At 71.9% G+C, this 20,803-nt stretch carries 21 protein-coding genes; 6 read left to right on the top strand and 15 right to left on the bottom strand.

Annotated features, from left to right (window positions below):
• Positions 1 to 32 precede the first annotated feature (32 nt).
• Positions 33 to 248, bottom strand: coding sequence for a hypothetical protein (locus ACWEN6_RS04180; RefSeq protein WP_452568875.1), 216 nt, complete (start codon positions 246 to 248; stop codon positions 33 to 35).
• Between the two features lie 14 nt (positions 249 to 262).
• On the opposite strand from ACWEN6_RS04180, the gene ACWEN6_RS04175 reads away from it, so the two are divergent.
• Complete coding sequence (locus ACWEN6_RS04175; protein WP_452568874.1) at positions 263 to 1,093, top strand: alpha/beta fold hydrolase; 831 nt, start codon at positions 263 to 265, stop codon at positions 1,091 to 1,093.
• Here the strand turns inward: ACWEN6_RS04175 and ACWEN6_RS04170 are convergent.
• Complete coding sequence (locus ACWEN6_RS04170) at positions 1,086 to 2,249, bottom strand: acyl-CoA dehydrogenase family protein (RefSeq protein ID WP_452568873.1); 1,164 nt, start codon at positions 2,247 to 2,249, stop codon at positions 1,086 to 1,088. The two genes, ACWEN6_RS04175 and ACWEN6_RS04170, sit on opposite strands and share 8 nt — an antisense overlap.
• A gap of 175 nt (positions 2,250 to 2,424) precedes the next feature.
• On the opposite strand from ACWEN6_RS04170, the gene ACWEN6_RS04165 reads away from it, so the two are divergent.
• Positions 2,425 to 3,744: a UDP-glucose dehydrogenase family protein gene (locus tag ACWEN6_RS04165; protein WP_452568872.1), complete on the top strand. Its 1,320-nt coding sequence runs from the start codon at positions 2,425 to 2,427 to the stop codon at positions 3,742 to 3,744.
• Between the two features lie 246 nt (positions 3,745 to 3,990).
• Here ACWEN6_RS04165 and purE read toward each other — a convergent pair whose 3' ends face one another.
• The 3 genes from purE to ACWEN6_RS04150 all read right to left on the bottom strand — a co-directional run bounded on the left by purE (position 3,991) and on the right by ACWEN6_RS04150 (position 6,715).
• Positions 3,991 to 4,518: a 5-(carboxyamino)imidazole ribonucleotide mutase gene (gene purE, locus ACWEN6_RS04160; protein ID WP_452568871.1), complete on the bottom strand. Its 528-nt coding sequence runs from the start codon at positions 4,516 to 4,518 to the stop codon at positions 3,991 to 3,993.
• Positions 4,518 to 5,687 (bottom strand): 5-(carboxyamino)imidazole ribonucleotide synthase, encoded by a 1,170-nt coding sequence (locus ACWEN6_RS04155; protein WP_452568870.1) that lies wholly within the window; start codon positions 5,685 to 5,687, stop codon positions 4,518 to 4,520. Before ACWEN6_RS04155 ends, purE begins: the two co-directional genes overlap by 1 nt.
• Positions 5,688 to 5,767: 80 nt before the next feature.
• A complete protein-coding gene (locus ACWEN6_RS04150) occupies positions 5,768 to 6,715 on the bottom strand; it encodes a hypothetical protein (protein WP_452568869.1) in 948 nt (315 codons plus the stop codon).
• A gap of 190 nt (positions 6,716 to 6,905) precedes the next feature.
• On the opposite strand from ACWEN6_RS04150, the gene ACWEN6_RS04145 reads away from it, so the two are divergent.
• On the top strand, positions 6,906 to 7,502 hold the full coding sequence (locus ACWEN6_RS04145) for a GtrA family protein (RefSeq protein WP_452568868.1): 597 nt from the start codon (positions 6,906 to 6,908) through the stop codon (positions 7,500 to 7,502).
• On the opposite strand, the gene ACWEN6_RS04140 is transcribed toward ACWEN6_RS04145, so the two are convergent.
• From ACWEN6_RS04140 to ACWEN6_RS04100, 9 genes are all read right to left on the bottom strand, one after another.
• A complete protein-coding gene (locus tag ACWEN6_RS04140) occupies positions 7,486 to 8,757 on the bottom strand; it encodes an ATP-binding protein (RefSeq protein WP_354837195.1) in 1,272 nt (423 codons plus the stop codon). The genes ACWEN6_RS04145 and ACWEN6_RS04140 overlap by 17 nt on opposite strands.
• Before the next feature lie 11 nt (positions 8,758 to 8,768).
• A complete protein-coding gene (locus ACWEN6_RS04135) occupies positions 8,769 to 9,437 on the bottom strand; it encodes a response regulator transcription factor (RefSeq protein WP_030451323.1) in 669 nt (222 codons plus the stop codon).
• Positions 9,438 to 9,718: 281 nt separating this feature from the next.
• Complete coding sequence (gene bfr / locus ACWEN6_RS04130; RefSeq protein ID WP_452568867.1) at positions 9,719 to 10,216, bottom strand: bacterioferritin; 498 nt, start codon at positions 10,214 to 10,216, stop codon at positions 9,719 to 9,721.
• Positions 10,217 to 10,231: 15 nt separating this feature from the next.
• A complete protein-coding gene (locus ACWEN6_RS04125) occupies positions 10,232 to 10,411 on the bottom strand; it encodes a (2Fe-2S)-binding protein (RefSeq protein ID WP_452568866.1) in 180 nt (59 codons plus the stop codon).
• A 150-nt stretch (positions 10,412 to 10,561) separates the two neighbouring features.
• Complete coding sequence (locus ACWEN6_RS04120; RefSeq protein ID WP_354837203.1) at positions 10,562 to 11,185, bottom strand: MBL fold metallo-hydrolase; 624 nt, start codon at positions 11,183 to 11,185, stop codon at positions 10,562 to 10,564.
• A 40-nt stretch (positions 11,186 to 11,225) separates the two neighbouring features.
• Positions 11,226 to 12,311, bottom strand: coding sequence for an S-(hydroxymethyl)mycothiol dehydrogenase (locus ACWEN6_RS04115; protein WP_452568865.1), 1,086 nt, complete (start codon positions 12,309 to 12,311; stop codon positions 11,226 to 11,228).
• 86 nt (positions 12,312 to 12,397) lie between these two features.
• Complete coding sequence (locus ACWEN6_RS04110; RefSeq protein ID WP_452568864.1) at positions 12,398 to 13,405, bottom strand: adenylate/guanylate cyclase domain-containing protein; 1,008 nt, start codon at positions 13,403 to 13,405, stop codon at positions 12,398 to 12,400.
• 33 nt (positions 13,406 to 13,438) lie between these two features.
• Positions 13,439 to 13,951 carry a PH domain-containing protein gene (locus ACWEN6_RS04105; protein WP_452568863.1) on the bottom strand — a complete coding sequence of 171 codons (513 nt, stop codon included), beginning with the start codon at positions 13,949 to 13,951 and terminating at the stop codon, positions 13,439 to 13,441.
• Between the two features lie 77 nt (positions 13,952 to 14,028).
• Positions 14,029 to 15,543, bottom strand: a complete 1,515-nt coding sequence (locus ACWEN6_RS04100; RefSeq protein WP_452568862.1) for a serine hydrolase domain-containing protein — start codon at positions 15,541 to 15,543, stop codon at positions 14,029 to 14,031.
• A 108-nt stretch (positions 15,544 to 15,651) separates the two neighbouring features.
• On the opposite strand from ACWEN6_RS04100, the gene ACWEN6_RS04095 reads away from it, so the two are divergent.
• Complete coding sequence (locus ACWEN6_RS04095) at positions 15,652 to 16,800, top strand: sensor histidine kinase (RefSeq protein ID WP_452568861.1); 1,149 nt, start codon at positions 15,652 to 15,654, stop codon at positions 16,798 to 16,800.
• Positions 16,791 to 17,447 (top strand): response regulator transcription factor, encoded by a 657-nt coding sequence (locus tag ACWEN6_RS04090; RefSeq protein ID WP_354837215.1) that lies wholly within the window; start codon positions 16,791 to 16,793, stop codon positions 17,445 to 17,447. The genes ACWEN6_RS04095 and ACWEN6_RS04090 overlap by 10 nt, the downstream gene beginning before the upstream one ends.
• A 74-nt stretch (positions 17,448 to 17,521) precedes the next feature.
• Here ACWEN6_RS04090 and ACWEN6_RS04085 read toward each other — a convergent pair whose 3' ends face one another.
• Positions 17,522 to 18,346, bottom strand: coding sequence for a biotin--[acetyl-CoA-carboxylase] ligase (locus ACWEN6_RS04085; protein WP_452568860.1), 825 nt, complete (start codon positions 18,344 to 18,346; stop codon positions 17,522 to 17,524).
• A 213-nt stretch (positions 18,347 to 18,559) separates the two neighbouring features.
• Between ACWEN6_RS04085 and ACWEN6_RS04080 the strand changes: the two genes are divergently transcribed.
• Positions 18,560 to 20,776 (top strand): FdhF/YdeP family oxidoreductase, encoded by a 2,217-nt coding sequence (locus ACWEN6_RS04080; RefSeq protein WP_452568859.1) that lies wholly within the window; start codon positions 18,560 to 18,562, stop codon positions 20,774 to 20,776.
• The last annotated feature ends 27 nt before the right edge of the window (positions 20,777 to 20,803 follow it).

Below are 20,803 nucleotides of genomic sequence, written 5' to 3'. Positions count from 1 at the left end.
CTGGGACTGCTTCCCCTGATCGTCGGCGCCGCCTACGGAGCACGGGCGGCGCGCGGGCGGACCGCAGGACGCCTCCGGCGATATTCGGGCCGCGCGGTCACCGGCATGCTCGCGACGATCGTCGCCGCGCTGGCCATCGGCGTCACACTGCCCGCCACCACCGCGCCGATCGCGGGGTCTGGCAGCGTGGCGGAGCTGACGACCGTCTCGGGGCTCGGGTTGATGATCCGCGGCACCGACACGGCCAACCCGTCTGCTGTTCGTGCCCGGCGCCCCCGGCGCAGCCGAACGAGGCGCGGTGCGCGACCATCTGGCCGGGCTCGAACAGCACTTCGTCATGGCCACCCTCGATCGGCGCGGCGGCGGCAGCTCCTACCCGGCGATCGAACCGACGCCGAGCCCGGAGAGCGAGGCCGACGACATCCTGGCCGTCGCGGGCTACCTCGGCAAGCGCTTCGGCAAGGACCGGATCTACCTGCTGGCGCACTCCGGTGGCACCCTCCCCGCGGTGCTCGCCGTGCAACGCCGTCCCGCGCTCTTCCACGCCTACATCGGCGTCGGCCAGGCGGTGAACACCGGCGCCGCCGACCGCGTGCAGTACGCCGACACGCTGGCCTGGGCACGCGCCCACCGTGACGGTGAGCTCGCCGCCGCGCTCGAAGCGGTCGGGCCGCCGCCATACGACGGCCTTTATGGCTACGAACCGATGCTCCTCGCCGAGAGCAAGGTCTACGGGGAGGCTCAGGGCGGCCTCGATGAGAGTGTCATGGCGCCGGAGTACTCCCTGATGGACAAAATCCACCTGTTCTCGGGCTTTCTCGACGCCTTCGACCTCTACTACCCGCGGGCCGGCCACCTCGACCTGCGGACGAGGCTCACCCGCCTCGCGATCCCCGCCTACTTCATCGACGGCGCCGACGAGGTGCCCGCACGACTGCGACTGATGGAGGAGTGGTACGGCATGCTGAAGGCACCCCGCAAGGAGCACCTGGTCATTCCCGGCGCGGGACACCGCTCGCTGTTCGAGCAGCCGGACCACTTCACCCGGATCCTGCTGCCCCGGACGGCCGACTCTGGTCAGGGGCCTACTTGAGGAGCTGGCGGGCCATGACCATGCGCTGGATCTGGTTGGTGCCTTCGTAGATTTGGGTGATCTTGGCGTCGCGCATCATGCGTTCGACGGGGTAGTCGCGGGTGTAGCCGTAGCCGCCGAGGAGTTGGACGGCGTCGGTGGTGATGTCCATGGCGGCGTCGGAGGCGGCGCACTTGGCGGCGCTGGAGAAGAAGGTCAGGTCGGCGATCTTCTCGCCGTGCATGGCGGCCTCGGACTTGGCGGCGGCGGCGTAGGTGAGCTGCCGGGCGGCCTCCAGCTTCATGGCCATGTCGGCGATCATGAACTGGAGTCCCTGGAACTCGGCGATGGGCTTGCCGAACTGCTTGCGCTCCTTGACGTACCCGATGGCGTAGTCGAGGGCTCCCTGGGCGATGCCGAGGGCCTGCGCGGCGATGGTGACGCGGGTGTGGTCGAGCGTGGCCAGGGCCGTCTTGAAGCCGGTGCCCTCCTCGCCGATCATGCGGTCGGCGGGGATGCGCGCGTTGTCGAAGATGACCTGGCGGGTCGGCGAGCCCTTGATGCCGAGCTTCTTCTCCTTGGCGCCGAAGGAGACCCCCTCGTCGCCCTTCTCCACGACGAAGGCCGAGATGCCCCGCGCTCCGGCGCCCGGGTCGGTCACCGCCATGACCGTGTAGAACTCCGACACCCCCGCGTTGGTGATCCACATCTTGGTGCCGTTGAGCACGTAGTGGTCGCCGTCCCGCACGGCGCGGGTCTTCATCGCCGCGGCGTCGGAGCCGGCCTCGGGCTCGGACAGGGCGTAGGAGAACATGCCCTCCCCGCGCGCGACCGGGCCGAGGTAGCGCTGCTTGAGCTCCTCGGAGGCCGACAGCAGCAGGGGCACGGTGCCGAGCTTGTTGACGGCCGGGATCAGTGACGAGGAGGCGCAGGCGCGCGCCACCTCCTCGATGACGATCACCGCGGCGAGCGCGTCGGCTCCGGCCCCGCCATACTGCTCGGGGATGTGCACCGCGTGCAGGTCGGCGGCGACGAGGGCCTTGTAGGCGTCCCACGGGAACTCGCCCGTCTCGTCGACCGTGGCGGCGTGCGGGGCGATCTTGTCGTCGGCGAGGGCCCGGACGGTCTCGCGCAGCATCGCGTGCTCTTCGCCGGGCGCGTAGAGAGGGAAGCTCATGTTCAAATACTAGGACGTCCGACTATACGGTGCCTGACTCAGGGGTATATGAGACACACCTGCACGGCGAAATGTCCGGTTTGTACTGTTGCTCCGAGGTCGGGGGCCGGTAACATGCCCCGGCAACGTTACGGTAAAGATTGGGTCGACAGCGGTACATGGAGGGAGCACGCACGTGTCCTATCGCCTGACGGTCCTCGGGACCGGATATCTGGGTGCCACACACGCGGCGTGCATGGCCGCGCTCGGCTTCGACGTGCTCGGGTTGGACGTGGACCCGGACAAGGTCGCCCGCCTTCAGGCGGGGGAGCTCCCCATCCACGAGCCCGGCCTGCAGGAGTTGCTGCAGCAGGGGCTCGCGTCCGGACGACTGCGCTTCACCACCTCCTACGAGGAGGCCGCCGAGTTCGGTGACGTCCACTTCATCTGCGTGGGCACGCCCCAGAAGAAGGGCGAGTACGCCGCCGACGTCTCCTACCTGGACGCGGTGGTCGAGTCCCTCGCGCCGCACCTGACCCGCGACTGCCTGGTGGTCGGCAAGTCCACCGTGCCGGTGGGCACCGCCCAGCGTCTGGCCGACAAGCTCGTCCGGCTGTCGCCGGCCGGGGAGGCCGTCGAACTCACCTGGAACCCCGAGTTTCTGCGCGAGGGCTTCGCCGTCCGCGACACCATGCACCCTGACCGCATCGTGCTCGGCATCGTGTCCGAAAAGGCCGAAAAGATGATGCGGGAGGTCTACGAGTCGATGCTGTCGGAGGGCACACCTCTGATCATCACCGACTACCCGACCGCCGAGCTGGTCAAGGTCGCGGCCAACGCCTTCCTCGCCACCAAGATCTCCTTCATCAATGCGATGGCCGAGGTCTGCGAGGCCGCGCACGCCGACGTCAAGGACCTGTCGCTGGCGCTGTCGTTCGACGAGCGCATCGGGGGCCGGTTCCTCAACCCCGGTCTCGGATTCGGCGGCGGCTGCCTGCCCAAGGACATCCGGGCGTTCATGGCCCGCGCCGGCGAGCTGGGCGCCGACCAGGCGCTCACGTTCCTGCGCGAGGTGGACGCCATCAACATGCGGCGCCGCGCCCGCATGGTGGACCTGGCCCGCGAGCTGGCGGGCGGCTCCTTCCGCGGCTGCACGGTGGCCGTGCTGGGCGCGGCCTTCAAGCCGAACTCCGACGACATCCGCGACTCGCCCGCGCTGGACGTCGCCGTGAAGATCCGCGAGCAGGGCGGCCAGGTCACGGTGTACGACCCGGTGGCGCTGGAGAACGCCCGCCGCGCCCACCCGGCCCTCGGGTTCGGCGCCTCGGCGCTGGAGGCGGCCAAGGACGCGCACGTGGTGCTGCTGCTGACCGAATGGCAGGAGTTCATCGACCTCGACCCGGACACGCTCGGCGAGGTCGTGGCCGCCCGCAAGATCGTGGACGGCCGCAACGCGCTGGACGCCGAGACCTGGCGGGCCGCCGGCTGGCACTACCGCGCCCTGGGCCGCCCGTAGTTTCGGCGCGACGCACCGGGACCACGCGTTACGTCGATGACGAGAGCACCGAGGCCGCGCCGGGAACCATCCCGGCGCGGCCTCGCGCTTCTGATCCCAGAGCACTTCTGATCGCGGAGCACGTCCGATCGCGGGCGCACCGATCGCGGGCGCACCGATCGCGGGCACACCGATCGCGGGCACACCGATCGCGGGCACACCGATCGCGGGCACACCGATCGCGGGCGCGCCCGATCGCGGAGCCGGTCAGTTCGCGGGCTCTCTGGAGGCCAGGGTGGCGGCCTCGGCGCGCAGGCGTTCGCCCTTGGCGTGGGCCTGGTCCCTGAGGGACGACTGGAAGGCCAGCATCCTGGCCCGCAGGCCCTCGTCGGCGGCGGCGAGGACGCGCACGGCCAGCAGCCCGGCGTTGCGGGCGCCGCCGATCGCCACCGTGGCCACCGGCACGCCGGCGGGCATCTGGACGATCGACAGCAGGGAGTCCATGCCGTCGAGGTACTTCAGCGGCACCGGCACGCCGATCACCGGGAGCGGCGTCACCGAGGCGAGCATGCCGGGCAGGTGGGCGGCTCCGCCGGCCCCGGCGATGATGACGCGCAGGCCGCGCTCGGCCGCCCGCTCGCCGTAGGAGATCATCTCCTGCGGCATGCGGTGCGCGGAGACCACGTCCGCCTCGAACGGGACGTCGAACTCTCCGAGCGCCTCGGCGGCGAGCCGCATGACCGGCCAGTCGGAGTCGCTGCCCATCACGATGCCGACCTGGGGGTCGCGGGCCATCAGACGTACTCTCCCGTGGCCAGGTGGACGGCGGCGTGCCGGGCGCGGGCCCGTACCTCGTCCACGTCGGTGCCGAACGCGGTGACGTGCCCGATCTTGCGGCCGGGCCGCACCTCCTTGCCGTAGAAGTGGACCTTCACCCCCGGATCGTGCGCCATCACGTGCTCGTACCGGCCGAAGACGTCCGGATCGTCGCCGCCGAGCACGTTGGCCATGACCACGACGGGCGCCACCGGGGCCGGGGAGCCGAGCGGCAGGTCGAGAACCGCCCGCAGGTGCTGCTCGAACTGCGAGGTGCGGGCGCCCTCGATGGTCCAGTGGCCGCTGTTGTGCGGGCGCATGGCCAGCTCGTTCACGATGACCCCGCCGCCGGGGAGCTGGAACATCTCGACGGCGAGCAGCCCGGTCACGCCGAGCTCGTTGGCGATCTTCAGGGCGATGTGCTGGGCCTGGGCGGCGTGCTCGGGGTCCAGGCCGGGCGCCGGGGCGATGACCTCGACGCAGATGCCGTCCCGCTGGACGGTCTCGACGACCGGGTAGCTGACGCCCTGCCCGTGCGGGGAACGGGCCACCAGCACGGCCAGTTCGCGCTCGAACGGCACGAACGCCTCGGCCATCACCTCGGTGCCGCTGGCAAGGACCGCCGCGACCTCCTCGGCCGAGGAGCAGACCCACACTCCCCTGCCGTCGTAGCCGCCGCGCACGGCCTTGAGCACGACCGGCCAGCCGTGCTCCTTGCCGAAGGCGTCCAGGTCGTCGGCGGAGGAGACCCGGGCCCAGGCCGGGCAGGGGACGCCGATCGCGGTGAGGCGCTCGCGCATCACGGCCTTGTCCTGCGCGTGCACCAGCGCCTCGGCGCCGGGGCGGACGGCGAACCCGGCCGCCGCGAGGGCCTCGATGTGGCCGGTCGGCACGTGCTCGTGGTCGAAGGTGATCGCGTCGCAGCCCTCGGCGAAGGCGCGCAGCGCGGCGAGGTCGCGGTAGTCGCCGAGCCGGGTGTCGGCGATCACCCGCGCCGCGCTCTCGTCGAAGGAGTTCGCCAGGACGCGCAGTTCGACGCCGAGCGCGATGGCGGCCTGCTGGGTCATCCGGGCGAGCTGGCCCGCGCCCACCATGCCGACGACGGGCCCGATGTGAGGGGTTTCCCTCCTGGTCACAACACTGGTCACAAGCCCAAACCCTACCCATGACGTTCCGGTGGCCGTGCTGTCGCCCGGGCCCCTCGCGGCCCGGGATGGTCAGGGGACGGTCAGCGGGTGATGTCGGCGAGCCCCCGGGACATGGCGACCGTCGTCAGCTTCCCGTCCTGGGCGACCTTGGTGGCCAGCGAGACGATCTCGGTGACGTGGACGACGGCGCGGTCGCCGCCGCCGGTGAAGGCGCGCACGGCGGCGCCGCCGAACAGCGGGTGGGCGAGCTTGCGCCCGTGCGCCTTCTGCGTGTAGATGATCTTGATGGCGTGGAAGACCAGCGCGCCGCCGCCGTCCACCCCGAGCGCCCTGGTGTCCTCCGGCAGGAGCTGGACGTCGTAGCTGAGCCGGTCGGGACGCACGGTGACCGGCTTCCTGACCAGCTCGGTCAGCAGGCTCCTGATCGGGTCGCCCGAGGCGAAGCGCACGCCGCTGAGACCGACGCGGTCGGACAGGAACGCCAGGTGCTTCTGCGGCACCAGCCTGGCGCGCAGTCCGTCCTCGGGGTCGTCGGTGGGGACGACCCGGGTGATCGCGTCGGCGTCCAGGCGGGGCGCGCTCCCGACCAGCCGCACCGGGCCGTACGCCAGCCGCCAGCGGTCCTCCTCGTAGGCGAACACGAAGTAGGACGGTTGCGGCTTGCGCGCCAGCGCGGCGAACCAGGGCCGCTCCTCGGGGCTGTCGGGCAGGAAGTACTCGACGTCGCCGTAGGAGACGGGCGCGGGAACCGGGCGGCCGTTCCGGGTGGCCTCGCAGGCACGACCGCCCAGTTCGCTCGCGGCGGAGGTGGTCAGGAACAGGACTTTGTCGCAGTCGCGCTTCCCGCGCGCTTCGTCGAGCTCTTTGAGCAACCCGAACGCCGTCGCGGCCTCGTCTTCCACGACCGTGCGGGCCGTGGCGCCCTCGGAGGCGGGCTCCGGCGCAGGAGTCGCCTCGCCTCCGCTCCGCGCGCCGCATCCGGTCAGCAGGGCGACGCTGATGAGCACAGCGACCAGTCGGCGCAGCACGGCGGGAGCCACCTCTCCATGGCACACCTTTGCGATCTGCGGCGCAGCCTAGCGCACCACCTCGGTTACTCGCCGTGAAAGTACCGATATTTCAGTAAATAGCGGAAAGGACGCGCTTGGAGGACAAGACCCAGAGCGGCCGGCACACCGGTAACCTGAGGAGGCTCCCGGACACCTAGGAAGGACCGTTGTGCAGTTCATCCGTCGCCTGTATGACCAGTTCTCCTCGCTCCTCCGAGAGCTCGCCAAGTTCGGCATCGTCGGCGCGGTCGCCTTCATCGTCGACTGGGGTTCCACCAACCTGCTGAGGTACGTGGTCGAGCTCGGCCCGCTGACCTCCAAGACCTTCGCCACGGTGCTCGCCGCCACGCTGGCCTACCTGGCCAACCGCTACTGGACCTGGCGGCACCGCGAGAAGAGCGGCCTGGCCAGGGAGTACTTCCTGTTCTTCGTGCTCAACGGCATCGGCCTGCTCATCTCGCTGCTCATCATCGGCTTCGTCGAGTACTGGCTGAAGATCACCGATCCGCTGAGCTACAACATCTCCCTCATCATCGGAACCGCACTCGGCACGCTGTTCCGGTACTGGTCGTACAAGAAGTGGGTGTTCCTGCCGCCGGAGCTTCCCCCGGTCGACCCGCACACCGGGCTGCCCGAGGCCGGCCCGGCCGACGAGCAGCCCCCTCAGCGCGGCGCCCACCCGCTCGCGGGCCCGCAGCTCCCGCCGGTCACCGGCGCCGAGACCAGCGCCAACGGCAACAGCCCGGGCATCACGCCGGTCCGCTGACCACGCGGTGGCGGGCGGTCTCGCCGGCCGGCCGCAGGAACAGCGCGAACACCGCCGGGCGCATGCGCACCAGCTCCAGGCGGCCGCCGTCGGAGGCGGTGAGGGCGCGGGCCAGCGTCAGTCCGAGTCCGGTGCCACCGCCGCCGCTGACGTTGCGGTCGAACACGCGGGCGCGCAGGTGCTCGGGGATGCCCGGCCCCTGGTCGGCGACCTCGATCACGATGGACTTGTCCGAGCTGCCCGTCGTGATCGTCACCGCGCCGTCGCCGTGCTCCAGCGAGTTCTCCAGCAGCGTCGAGACGACCTGGCTCAGCCCCCCCTTGCTGACCAGGGCGCGCAGGTCGCGGTCGCCGGCCAGGCGGAGCGTCCTTCTGGCCCGGCGGAAGGCGGGCTCCCATTCGGTGAGCTGCTGGCGCAGCACCTCGTCCACCGGGATCGCCTCGGCCTGGGCGTGCCGCTGGCGCCGGGCGGCGGCGAGCAGCTCATCGATGACCGCGGTGAGCCGCTCGGCCTGGACGATCGCCGCCTCGCCCTCCTCGCGGACGATGGCGGGCTGGTCGGCGGCGTCCACGATCTCCTCCAGGCGCATGGTCAGCCCGGTGAGCGGCGTGCGGAGCTGGTGGGAGGCGTCGGTGGCGAACTCCCGCTCGCGGCTCAGCAGGTCGGCGATGCGGGTCGCGCTGCGGTCGAGCACCTCGGCCACCCGGTCGAGTTCGGGTATGCCGTAGCGGTGCCTGCTCGGCCGGGCCTCGCCTGAGCCCAGCCGCTCCGCGATCCTCGCCAGGTCCAGGAGCGGCAGGGTGAGCCGGCGTGACTGCACGACGGCGAGCGACACGGCGACCGCCAGCGCCAGCCCGGCGAGGGCCACGATGAGCATGAGCCATCCCCGAACATTGCGCTCAACCTGGGCGCGGTCGCGCGTTATCCGGACATAGACCCCGCTCTCCGAGTGGGTCTCCTCGGTCATCTGGCGGCCGGGCGGGGGCTCGGCCCCGACGATGACGGTCGGGCTGTTGCGGATGAAGATCTGGACGTACCTGCTGGGATACTGCCGCTGCAACTCGTCGGGATCGATCGGCCGATCTTCGATGCGGGCGTATTCCACCTGGCTGAGCAGCAACGTGGCCTGCGCCCGGAGCTGCTGGACCGCCTCGTCGTTGATGAGACGGGTGACCACCAGACCGAGCGGGACCCCCAGGAGCAGGACCGCTATGGCCGCGACCACCAGGGTCGAGGACAGTAACCTCCGGCGCATCTAGCTATGGGCTATTCGCGTTCGAATCGGAAGCCGACCCCACGGACCGTGGTGATGTAGCGCGGCTTGGCGGCGTCGTCCCCCAGCTTGCGCCGCAGCCACGAGATGTGCATGTCGAGGGTCTTCGTGGAACCCCACCAGTTGGTGTCCCAGACCTCCCGCATGATCTGCTCGCGCGTGACGACCTTGCCGGCGTCACGGACGAGCACACGAAGCAGGTCGAACTCCTTGGTGGTGAGATGCAACTCCTTGTCCCCCATCCAGGCACGGCGCGAGTCGGCGTCGATGCGCACGCCCTGGACCACGGGGGTCTCGGACGTGCCGCGCCGCAGGAGCGCCCGCACCCGGGCGAGCAGTTCCGCAAGCCTGAACGGCTTGGTCACATAGTCATCGGCACCGGCGTCGAGCCCGACCACGGTGTCGACCTCGTCGACGCGGGCGGTCAGGATGAGCACGGGCGTGCCGTGCCCTTCGGCGCGGATGCGGCGGGCGACCTCCAGGCCGTCCATTTCCGGTAGGCCCAAATCGAGCACGATGAGGTCGACGCCCCCGGACAGAGCCCTTTCCAGGGCCTGCGGGCCATCGGGGCTCACCTCAACCTGATAGCCCTCTCGGCGCAGCGCGCGCGCCAGGGGCTCGGAGATCGAGGTGTCATCCTCGGCGAGAAGTACGCAGGTCATAAAGCGATCGTAGGACCTTAGGCGATCGTTTCCCGGGTACAGCGCGCGGTTTGACTCGTCGTTGACCCACCAATTGACCTGGGCAAAGACTCAGAAACTCGGACGACCCCACCCGCATTGCCTTCTACCCCGATGGCCCCAGGAGTACGCTCGCGAACCGGCACGAGAAAGCGGAGCGGCGCGTCGCGGCGACCCTCCGCGCCCGGGTCCGCGGACACGTCGAAACGCCCCCCGGTCGCCGGCGGGCCGGCGGGCGGGGGGCGCGACACGCGGTCGTGCGATCAGGAGGCGGAGCCGCCGGGAAGGTCCACATAGCGCTGGAGGTAGAGCCCCTCACCCAGGGTCTCCAGCAGCTGCAGCTCGGTCTCGAGGTAGTCGATGTGGTGTTCCTCGTCCTTCAGGATGTCCTCGAAGAGGCGCGCGGAGGTGTGGTCGCCGCGCTCGCGCATGAGCTGGATGCCCGGGCGCAGGCGCCGCACCACGTCCAGTTCGAGCTCCAGGTCGGCCGTGTGCTGCTCCAGGATGGTCTGCCCGATGTGCAGCGTGCCGAGCTTCTGGTAGTTGGGAAGGCCCTCGAGGAACAGGATGCGGTCGGTGAGCACCTCGGCGTGCCGCATCTCGTCGATCGACTCGGCTCTGGTGATGGCGGCGAGCTTGGTGTAGCCCCAGTGCTCCTGCAGCTTGGCATGCAGGAAGTACTGGTTGATGGCGGTCAGCTCGGACGTCAACTGCTCATTCAACAGAGCGATGATGTCTTTGTCCCCCTGCACGGGCAGCATCCCTTTCTATGCGTTCTATGCGGTCGCGACCAGTTCTTCCGCTCTTTTCAGCATCGCACAGATCTTCCGCACGCACGTCGCGCAGTCCCCTCCGGCGCCCGTGAGATCGCGGATCTGCCGTGCGCTCCTGGCGCCCGAGGCGATGCAGTCGTGCACCTCGTTCTCGGTCACGGCTCGGCAGATGCACACATACATGGGGGTATGCCCTTCACGTCTATGTAGGTAAGGCATACCTAAGGTAACCCACACAGGTAAGGGTTGCCTATGTGAGCTGTGCAACATCGACCGAACCTTCACCCCGCCATGCCACGCCCCGGCGCGTACCCCCGCGTCCGGCCCGCCCGCTCAGTGCCCCCGGTCGATCCACTCCTGAAGATCGGGCGCCTCGGCGCCGATGCTGGTGGAGTCGCCGTGCCCGGTGTGCACGACCGTCTCCGGCGGCAGCGTCAGCAGCCGGTCGCGGATGGAGTCGATGATCGTGCCGAAGGACGAGTACGAGCGCCCGGTCGCCCCCGGCCCGCCGGAGAACAGGGTGTCCCCGGTGAACACGGCGCCGAGCTGCGGCGTGTACAGGCACACCGCCCCTGGGGCGTGGCCGGGGGTGTGCAGGACGTGCAGCGCCGCTCCGGCGACCTCGATCACGTCGCCGTCCTTGAGCGGCTCGTACTCGCGCTCGGCGTCGTAGACCATCTCCCACAGCACGGCGTCGGCCGGGTGCAGCAAGATCGGCGCTCCGGTCGCGTCGGCCAGCGCGCCGGCCGCGTTGATGTGGTCGTTGTGCGCGTGCGTGCAGACGATGGCCTTCAGCCGCCGGTCGCCGACCGCCTGGCGGATGGCCTCGGCGTCGTGCGCGGCGTCGATCACCACGACCTCGTGGTCGTCGCCGACCAGCCACACGTTGTTGTCGACGTCCCAGCTCCCGCCGTCCAGCGTGAACGTCCCCGAGGTGACGATCTTCCCGATGGTCATCGCGGGCCCTCCTCTCGTGTCACGGCCCGCCGCGCGCGGGTCACAGGACCACCACCGAGCGCAGGACCTCGCCGCGCTGCATCTTGGCGAAGGCCTCCTCGACCTGGTCCAGTTCGATGGTCTCGGACACGAACCCGTCGAGGTTGAGCCGCCCCTGCAGGTAGAGGTCGATCAGCATGGGGAAGTCGCGGCTCGGCAGGCAGTCGCCGTACCAGGAGGACTTCAGCGCCCCGCCCCGGCCGAAGACGTCCAGCAGCGGCAGGTCGAGCGTCATGTCGGGGGTCGGCACGCCGACCAGCACGACGGTGCCCGCCAGGTCGCGCGCGTAGAAGGCCTGCTTGTAGGTCTCGGGACGGCCCACCGCCTCGATGACCACATCTGCCCCGTGCCCGCCGGTCAGCTCGCGGATCGCCTCCACAGGGTCGGCGGTCGAGGAGTTCACGACGTGCGTCGCGCCGAACCCGCCCGCCAGGTCGAGCTTGCGGTCGTCCACGTCCACCGCGATGATCCTCGCGGCGCCGGCGAGCGACGAGCCGAGGATGGCCGCGTTGCCCACGCCGCCGCAGCCGATGACGGCCACCGAGTCGCCGCGCGAGACGCCGCCGGTGTTGATCGCCGCGCCGAGGCCGGCCATCACTCCGCAGCCGAGCAGGCCCGCCACCGCCGGTCGCGCGTCGGGGTCCACCTTGGTGCACTGGCCGGCGGCGACCAGGGTCTTGGCGGCGAACGCGCCGATGCCCAGGGCCGGGCTGAGCGGCGTGCCGTCGGCCAGCGTCATCCTCTGCGCGGCGTTGTGGGTGGCGAAGCAGTACCAGGGGCGGCCCCGCAGGCAGGCGCGGCAGTTGCCGCAGACCGCGCGCCAGTTGAGGATCACGTAGTCGCCGGGGGCGACGCCGGTCACGTTCGGGCCCACGGCCTCGACCACTCCGGCGGCCTCGTGCCCGAGCAGGAAGGGGAACTCGTCGTTGATGCCGCCCTCGCGGTAGTGCAGGTCGGTGTGGCACACCCCGCACGCCTGCACGTTGACGACCGCCTCGCCCGGCCCGGGGTCGGGGACGATGACGGTCTGCAGCGTCACGGCCTCGCCCTTGCCACCCGCGATCACGCCCTGGACTTCGTACGGCATGGTGCGTCTCTCCCTCTATTGGCCTGCACAACGTATAGCGGCACGCATGTGCGTTGACAACGCCGACGGGCTCCGGGGCCGCCCGGTCAGGCCGGGCCGTCCGGGGGCCGGCGCAGCACGTAGGGCTGGATCACCCCGAGCCCCCGGGCGGGCCTGCGGCGGATGCGGTGGAGCAGCAGGCCGGGGCTGCCCTCGGCCGCCTCGGCGAGGCCCGCGTCGACCAGCACCGTGCAGGGCCGGGCGATCGCGGTGAGCCGCGCCGCGAGGTTCACCGTGGTGCCGAAGACGTCGCCCATGGCCGGCAGGACGGGGCCGTACGACAGCCCGATGCGGACGTCCCTGCCCTCCTCGCGGAGCACGTCCACCAGGTCCAGGGCGACGCGCGCCGCCGTCTCGGCCGTCGGCGCGGTGAACAGCACCTCGTCCCCGAGGGTCTTGACCAGCCGGGCGCCGTGGCCGGCGACCACGTCGGAGGTCTTCGCCTCGAAGTTCTCCACCAGCTCGGCCAGGCCCTGCTCGTCCAGCTCGCGCGACACCTGCGTGAACGACACCAGGTCGGCGAACCCGACGGCCATGCTGGGGCGGCCCGGCCCCGTCTCGGCGCCGACGTCGGCCGTCGCGAGCAGGCGGGTGCCGGCGGCGGCGAGCTGCGCCCGCCACACGTGCACGAGCAGCGCCTCGAAGTCGGGCAGCAGCCGCCGTGTGGCCTCCACCGCGCCCGCGAGCTCCTGGTCGCCGGGCGGCTCGGCCGGGTCGAACAGCGCGCCTATCATGATCTCGGACTGCCACTGCGCGAGCCGGGCCGTGGTCTGGCCGAGCGCGCGGGCCATCCGCACGACGGTCTCCTCGTCGATCGTCTCGCCGCCGAGCATCCCGGCCACGCGGCGCAGCGCCTCTACGTCGGCGTCGGTGAAGGCGGGGGTGTCGTCGGCGGGCGTGGCGAACCCGAGCGCCCGCCAGATGCGCCGGGCCAGCTCCGGGGGGACGCCGGCCAGGCTCGCCACCTCGCCGCGGGTGTGGCGGGGCGCCGAGCCCACGAACAGCCGTTCGATCTCCTCGGCGGTGGGACGGCGCACGGTGTCGGTCTCAGCCACCTTCAGGAGGTTACGCCACCTTCGGGGCATGTCTCACCGGCCGTCGATGTCCCCGTCGGAGGCGTCCTCCACCAGCCGGAACAGCTCCGACCGGACGGCCTGGATCTTGGGGATGTCCCTGAGGTTGATCTCCCCCTTGTCGGAGGCCGACTCCACCACCAGCGTGCCGCAGCCGAGCATCCGCTCGATGAAGGTCTGGTCGGAGCTCACGCTGTTGACCTTGGTCAGCGGGATGTCGTCGTCGGACTTGCTGAGGATGCCGGTGCTGATGTTGAACCGGTGGGTGGTCAGCGTGTACGAGGTCGTCTTCCACCGCAGGTAGGGGATGAACGACCAGAGGGTGAGCGCGACCACCGAGACGACGGCGACCGCGATCCACGCGTACCTGGCGTACTCGTAATCGGCAGGAATCAGGAGAAAAGCCGCGCTGGACGCGGCGACGACGAGCAGCAGCGCCATGAACGGCAGGACAAGGCGCTTCCAGTGCGGGTGGAACGAGTGGACGACCCGCTCCCCCGTCGTCAGATGATGTTCAGGGAGACCCATAGGGCAAATCGTGACACGCCCAGCGGCCCGGCACCTGCGAACGCCGCCCTCGGCGCGGCGGGTCCCATGCCGGGCTTTTACCGCCGCCGTGCGCCCATGGCGCCGAGGAGACGCGCGACCACCACCGCCGTGCAGGCCACCGCGGCCACGACCAGCCAGAGCATGAACGTCGGGTAGAGGTACCACAGCTGGATCCACGCGATGTCGCGCCCCCGGGAGAGCACGCGGAACACCGGGACCATCCCCGCGCACAGCGCGAGCGGCGCCAGATAGGGCGCCAGGCGCGACCACTGCCATCCGGTGCGCCGCGCGGCCCAGCGCCGGGACCTGGCCACACCGCGAGCGGCCAGACCGGCGGTGGCCAGGGTCAGCGACAGCAGAAGGACGTCGATGAGGAGGTAGGGAAGCGCGGAGGGCACCTCGGGCTCGGCGCCTTCGATCAGGGCGACCAGACCGTCCGTGATCGCGTGGGCGTCCCCGAAGGCCGTCCCGGTGTTGGCCATGACCGCGACGCCGTACCCGGATCCCGGCATGCGCAGTTGATCCGCCGTCGAGGTGAACAGGTCGCCGCCGTGCCCGATGAAGGGGGTGCCGCGCCCGGTCGTACCGAGCTCCCAGCCGAGGGCGTACCGGGCATGCCGCTCCGATGCCGCGCGCAGCTCCCGGGCGCTCCGCTCGGACAGCACGCCGCGGTTCTGCGCGATCAGCCATCGGGCCATGTCGGCGGCCGTGGACAGGACACCGCCCGAGCCGCCGCCGAACCCGGCCGGCTCGGGCACCGCGAGGGGACGGCCCAGGACGTACAGGTGGCCGCGCGCGCTGCCGGGCAGGGCGCGCTCGGTGTCGACGGTGCTGCTGTGGCGCATGCCGAGCGGCGTGAACACGTGCGCGCGGAGGTAGTGCGCGAACGGCTCGCCGCTGACCACCTCGACCAGCCGCGCGGCGACCTGGAAGTTGGTGTTGTGGTAGCTGAACGCCGTCCCCGGCGCGGCGGCGAGCCCGGCCGTCCTGAGCCGCGCCACGGCGCCTTGGAGCGTCGCGGGCAGCGGGAGGCTCCGCTCGTGGAAGGCGGAGTCGGCCATGCCCGAGGTGTGGTCGAGCAGCTGCCGGACGGTGATCCGCGCCGCCCGGGGGTCCGCCATGGTGAACTCGGGCAGGTGGTCGCGCACCGGCCCGTCCAGGTCCACCTCGCCCTTCTCCACCAGTCGCATGACGGCGAGCGAGGTGAACGACTTGCTGACCGAGGCGACGGCCATCGGCGTGTCCGCCGTGACGCGCTCGCCGGTCGCGGTCCGGCCGTACCCGGCGACGTGCACGACCTGGCCCCCCTTGACGACCGCGACCGCGACCCCCGGCAACCCCGTCGCCTCCCGGTACCGGGCGACGAACGCGTCGACGGCGGCGGGCGTGACGCCGGGCGGGGCGCCCGCCGTGGCGGCGCCCCCCGAGGACGGGACGGCGGCGAGCGGAGCGCCCGGAGAGGACGGGACGGGGGCGAGCGGAGCGCGCGCGGATGACGGGAGGGACGCCGGCAGCGGGAGGGACATGGGCAGCAGGGCGACGCAGAGCGCCGCGAAGGCGTTTCGGACCACCCGACGACGCTAGGGAGCCGCCCCCGCCTCCGGCATCACGGAAACCCGTGGCGTCTTTTACGGGAGACCACCATGCCCTTCGCGCCGCGAGGTGCCTAGACTGCCGCCGTGTCCGGCAACCGCATCGCGCGCACCACCGTCGGCGTGCTCGCGGGCGTGGTCCTCGGCTGGGTGGAGCTGGTGTTCCTCTGCGCGGCCTGGCCGGCCCGGCTGGTCCCCGCCGCGCGTCCGGTCGCGGACCGCGGCCTGGCATGGCTGGTGGCCTTGGAGCGCGCCCGGCTGGCGGCCTGGCTCGACCACCCCGTCCCGCCGACCGGCGGCGGCTACGGCTTCGTCGCGGCCCGCGCCGCGCTGGGCGTCCTCGGCGGGTACGGCTGCGCCGCCGGGCTGTTCCTGGGCGGGCTGCTGCTGTCCGGCGGGCTGTGGGAGCTGGCCTCCGGCGGGGCCGAGGACGTTCCGTTGCGCATGCCGGGGGTGCGGGTCACCACCAACAGCGGGGTGCTCGGACTGACCTGCGCGGGGGGCGTGCTGACCCTGGTCGCCCTCGGCGTCCTCGCCGTGGGGGCGGGCGAGCGGCGGCTGGCCGACCGCTTCCTCGGGCCCGGCGGCGCGGAGTCGATGCGCAGGCGCATCGCCGAGCTGACCCATACCCGCTCGGGCATCGTCCGGGCGGTGGACGACGAGCGCCGCCGCATCGAGCGCGACCTGCACGACGGGGTGCAGCAGCGGGTGGTGGCCCTGGCGATGCTGCTCGGCCGGGCCCGGCACACCACCGACCCGGCGCGCGCCGACGACCTGGTCGCCCAGGCGTACGGGGAGTCGCGCCGGCTGCTGGACGAACTGCGCGAGGTGGCGTGGCGCATCTACCCCGCCGCGCTGGACGAGCTCGGCCTGCGGACCGCGCTGGCGAACCTCGCCGATCGCTCCGGCATCCCGGTCACCCTGCGCTACGAGCTGTCGGAGCGGCCGGCGTCGGAAATCGAGACCGCCCTGTACTTCGTGGCCCGCGAGGCGATCACCAACGCGGTCAAGCACGCGGGGGCGCGGGACATCCTGGTCGAGCTGACCGAGGACCAGCGGGCGGTGACCGTGACGATCTCGGACGACGGCGCGGGCGGCGCCGATCCCGCCGGCGGCGGGCTGGCGGGGCTGGCCAGGCGCGTCCTGGCGCTGGACGGCGCGATGCGCGTTCACAGCCCCGAGGGCGGGCCGACCCGGGTCAGCGCGACCATGCCGAAGGGCGTGCCGTGCGGCTGATCCTCGCCGACGACTCGGTGCTGCTCCGCGAGGGCCTCGCCCGCCTGCTGGAGGACGCCGGGCACGAGGTCGTCGCCGCCGTCGGGGACGCCCCGGCGCTGCTCGACGCCGTCGAGCGGCACCGCCCGGACGTCGCGGTGGTCGACGTGCGCATGCCGCCGACGCACACCGGGGAAGGGCTGCGGGCGGCGCTGGAGATCCGGCGGCGCCGGCCCGAGGTCGGGGTGCTCGTCCTGTCCCAGTATGTGGAGCGGACCTACGCCACCCGGCTCCTCGCGGGCGACACCGCAGGGCTGGGCTATCTGCTCAAGGACCGCGTGTCGGAGGTGGCCGGCTTCCTGGACGGGCTGGAACGGGTACGGGCGGGCGGGACCGTGCTCGACCCGGAGGTGGTCCGCCGTCTGCTCGCCCACACCACCCGCGCCGACACCCTGAGCAGGCTGAGCCCGCGGGAGACGGAGGTGCTGCGGCACCTGGCGCAGGGCCACGTCAACACGGCGATCGCCGGACGCCTGCACGTGTCGCTCAGCACCGTCGAGAAGCACATCAACGCGATCATGGACAAGCTCGGGCTTCCCCGCGACCCGGAGTACAACCGCAGGGTGCTGGCCATCCTGCGCTACCTCGGCGACGACCCCGGCGGCTGACCGCCCACGCCGGCGCACCCCTCACGCGCCGGGCCGGGCGGCGAGAGGACGGTCGCGACGCGCCGCGGGAGGCGTCAGCCCTTGGCGGGGCGGACGTGGACCACGTCGCCGACGCTGAGGGCGTGGTCGGCGCCGTCCGCGCGCACGAGCAGGTGCCCCGAGGCGTCCACGCCGGTGGCCAGGCCCTCCAGCACGCTCCCGCCCGGCAGATCGACCCGTACCTGCCGGCCGATCGTGGCGCTCGCCGCGGCGTACGCGGCCCGCAGCCCGCTGGCGTCGGCGTCGCCGCCGGCCGCGATCCAGTCGCGGTAGTGCGTCTCGATCTCGCGCAGCACCGCCCTGATCAGCGGGTCACGGTCGGCGCACTCGGCGTTCTCGATGGTCAGCGAGGTGGCGGTGGGAACGGGCAGCTCCTCGGGCCGCAGCGAGACGTTGAGGCCCATGCCGACGACGACGGCGTCCTCCACCCGCTCGGCCAGGATGCCCGCGAGCTTGCGCTCGCCGACGAGCAGGTCGTTCGGCCACTTCAGCCGGACGTCCACGCCGGCGAGGCGGCGCACGGCCGAGGCGGCGGCCAGCCCCACCAGCAGCGTCACCCACCCTTGCCTGGCCGGGGACACCGCGGGCCGGAGCAGCACCGAGAAGGTCAGGCCCGCGCGCGGCGGCGCCGTCCACACCCGGCCGAGGCGCCCGCGCCCGGCCTCCTGCAGTTCGGCGATCAGCACGGCGCCCTCACCGGCCCCGCGGCTCGCCTCCTGGGCCAGGTCGGCGTTGGTGGAGCCGGTGCGGTCGACGACGGCGAGCCGCGACCACAGGCTTCCGGGGCGGACGACCGCCCTGGTCAGCGCGGCCTGCGACAGCGGCGGCCGCTCGAGATCGGTGTACGGCGAGTCAAGCACCCCTCCATCCTCCTCCCTTCCTCCGCGTCGCGCCTCCCCGCCCACGGGACGACGGGCCGACAGTGGGTAGTGCGGTCATCACCGGGAGGCGGCGGAACGGGCCGCCGGCCGCCCGTGAACCGCGCCCGGTTCGTCAGATCCGGCAAATGGGTGATGCTATGAACTAGCCGCGCGAACGGCCGGCAGCAGGGACGAGAAACGGGTGAACGTCCGGTGAGCAAGCGTCTGGACCCTCGAAACTGGGCGAGTTGGAAGCCCTTCGGCATCGGCGAGCGCAAACCCAACAACTATCTGGAGCTGTGGAAGGCGTTCCGGTCCGTCAAGGGCAACCGGCGCTACGCCTGGCGCATCCTCACCCAGGGCACCTGCGACGGGTGCGCCCTGGGCACCCGGGGCATGCGCGACTGGACGATGGACGAGATCCACCTGTGCAACATCCGGCTGCGCCTGCTCCAGCTGAACACCATGCCGCCGCTGGACACCGCCCGGCTGGCCGAGGTCTCGGGGCTGTCCTCGATGCGCAGCGCGGAGCTGCGCGACCTCGGCCGCCTGCCCCACCCGATGCTGCGCCGGCGGGGCGAGCCCGGCTTCACCCGGGTGAGCTGGGACGAGGCGCTGGACCTGGCGGCCTCGCACCTGCACGCCGGCGCGCGGCTCGGGGCGTACCTGACCAGCCGGGGCGTGCCGAACGAGAACTACTTCGCCGCCCAGAAGGCCGTGCGGGCGCTCGGCACCAACTCCATCGACAACGCGGCGCGCATCTGCCACTCGCCCTCGACGGTGGCCCTCAAGCAGACCATCGGCGCCGCCGCGACCACATGCTCCTACACCGACTGGATCGGCTCGGACCTGATCGTCTTCATCGGGTCCAACCCCTCCAACAACCAGCCGGTCGCCATGAAGTACCTGTACCACGCGAAGAAGGCCGGCACCCGCGTCGCGATGGTCAACTCCTACCGCGAGCCCGGCATGGAGCGCTACTGGGTGCCCTCCAACGCCGAGTCGGCGATGTTCGGCACCAAGATCACCGACGACTTCTTCGGAGTGAACGTCGGCGGCGACATCGGCTTCCTCAACGGCGTGCTCAAGCACCTGGTGGAGAACGACTGGCTGGACAAGGCGTTCATCGACGCGCACACCGCCGGCTTCGAGGACGCCCGGCGGGCCGTCGCCGGCCAGTCGTGGGAGTCGCTGGAGGCGCTCAGCGGCGCGACCCGCGAGCAGATGTACGAGCTGGCCAGGCTGCTCGGCGAGGCGAAGTCGGCGGTGCTGGTGTGGTCGATGGGCATCACCCAGCACTCCTACGGCGAGGAGAACGTCCGCTCCATCGTCAACCTGGCGCTGGCCAGGGGCTTCGTGGGGCGGGACCACTGCGGGCTGATGCCGATCCGCGGGCACAGCGGCGTCCAGGGCGGCGCCGAGATGGGCGCCTACGCCACCGGCCTGCCCGGCGGCCTGCCGATCACCCCGGAGAACGCCGGCCTGTTCGCCGGGAAGTGGGGCTTCGAGGTGCCCGCCACGCCGGGGCTCACCGCGACCGACATGATCGACGCGGCGCACGCGCGCGAGCTGGACGTCCTGGTCTCCTCCGGCGGCAACTTCCTGGAGGTGCTGCCCGACCCGGCCTACTGCCGCGAGGCGCTGGGCCGCCTGCCGCTGCGCGTCCACATCGACATCGTGCTGTCCAGCCAGATGCTGGCCGAATCCGAGGGCGACGTGCTGCTGCTGCCGGCGCAGACGCGGTACGAGATGGCGGGCGGGGTCACCGAGACCTCGACCGAGCGCCGTGTCATCTTCTCCCCCGAGGTCCGGGGGCCGCGGGTCGGCGAGGCGTGGCCCGAGTGGAAGATCTTCACCGAGCTGGCCGCCCGCGCCCGTCCCGAGCTCGCCGGCCTGGTCCGCTACCCGGGCGGCACGCCGCAGATCCGCCGGGAGATCGAGGACGCCGTGCCGTTCTACGCCGGCATCGCGAAGCTGGCCGCGTTCGGGGACAACGTGCAGTACGGCGGGCGGCACCTGTGCCCCGGCGGCAGGTTCCCCACCGCCGACGGCCTCGGCCGCTTCTCCGCCGTCGCCCTGCCCGAGCTGGAACGCCCAGACGGGTCGTTCATGGTGGCCACGCGGCGCGGCAAGCAGTTCAACAGCATGGTCCACGAGCGTCGCGACGGCTTCAACGGCGCCACCCGCGAGGCCGTCCTGATCAGCCCGTACGACGCCGACCGGCTCGGCCTGCCCGACGGCGCCGAGGTCGAGCTGCGCGGCGCCGCCGGGCGGTTCACCGGCCGCGTGCTGCGCGCGCCGCTGACGCCGGGCAACCTGCAGATCCACTGGCCGGAGGGCAACGTCCTGCTGGACGCCGCCCGCCGCTCCCCCGACGCCCACATCCCCGACTACAACGCCGTGGTCACGCTCACGAAGACCGCGCCATGACCACCGGCGAACTGCCGGAGCGGCGGG

This window comes from Sphaerisporangium sp. NPDC004334, from assembly GCF_053602655.1.
The sequence above is the reverse complement of the archived record's forward strand: the minus strand, read 5'-3'. Positions and strand labels throughout refer to the sequence as shown.

Excerpts from the sequence above, each read along its gene's own strand:
- ACWEN6_RS04170 (WP_452568873.1), bottom strand. The coding sequence starts at position 2,249 with ATGAGCTTCCCTCTCTACGCGCCCGGCGAAGAGCACGCGATGCTGCGC.
- purE (WP_452568871.1), bottom strand. The coding sequence starts at position 4,518 with ATGGCCCGCGACCCCCAGGTCGGCATCGTGATGGGCAGCGACTCCGAC.
- ACWEN6_RS04140 (WP_354837195.1), bottom strand. The coding sequence starts at position 8,757 with ATGCGCCGGAGGTTACTGTCCTCGACCCTGGTGGTCGCGGCCATAGCG.
- ACWEN6_RS04135 (WP_030451323.1), bottom strand. The coding sequence starts at position 9,437 with ATGACCTGCGTACTTCTCGCCGAGGATGACACCTCGATCTCCGAGCCC.
- bfr (WP_452568867.1), bottom strand. The coding sequence starts at position 10,216 with ATGCTGCCCGTGCAGGGGGACAAAGACATCATCGCTCTGTTGAATGAG.
- ACWEN6_RS04125 (WP_452568866.1), bottom strand. The coding sequence starts at position 10,411 with ATGTATGTGTGCATCTGCCGAGCCGTGACCGAGAACGAGGTGCACGAC.
- ACWEN6_RS04120 (WP_354837203.1), bottom strand. The coding sequence starts at position 11,185 with ATGACCATCGGGAAGATCGTCACCTCGGGGACGTTCACGCTGGACGGC.
- ACWEN6_RS04115 (WP_452568865.1), bottom strand. The coding sequence starts at position 12,311 with ATGCCGTACGAAGTCCAGGGCGTGATCGCGGGTGGCAAGGGCGAGGCC.
- ACWEN6_RS04105 (WP_452568863.1), bottom strand. The coding sequence starts at position 13,951 with ATGGGTCTCCCTGAACATCATCTGACGACGGGGGAGCGGGTCGTCCAC.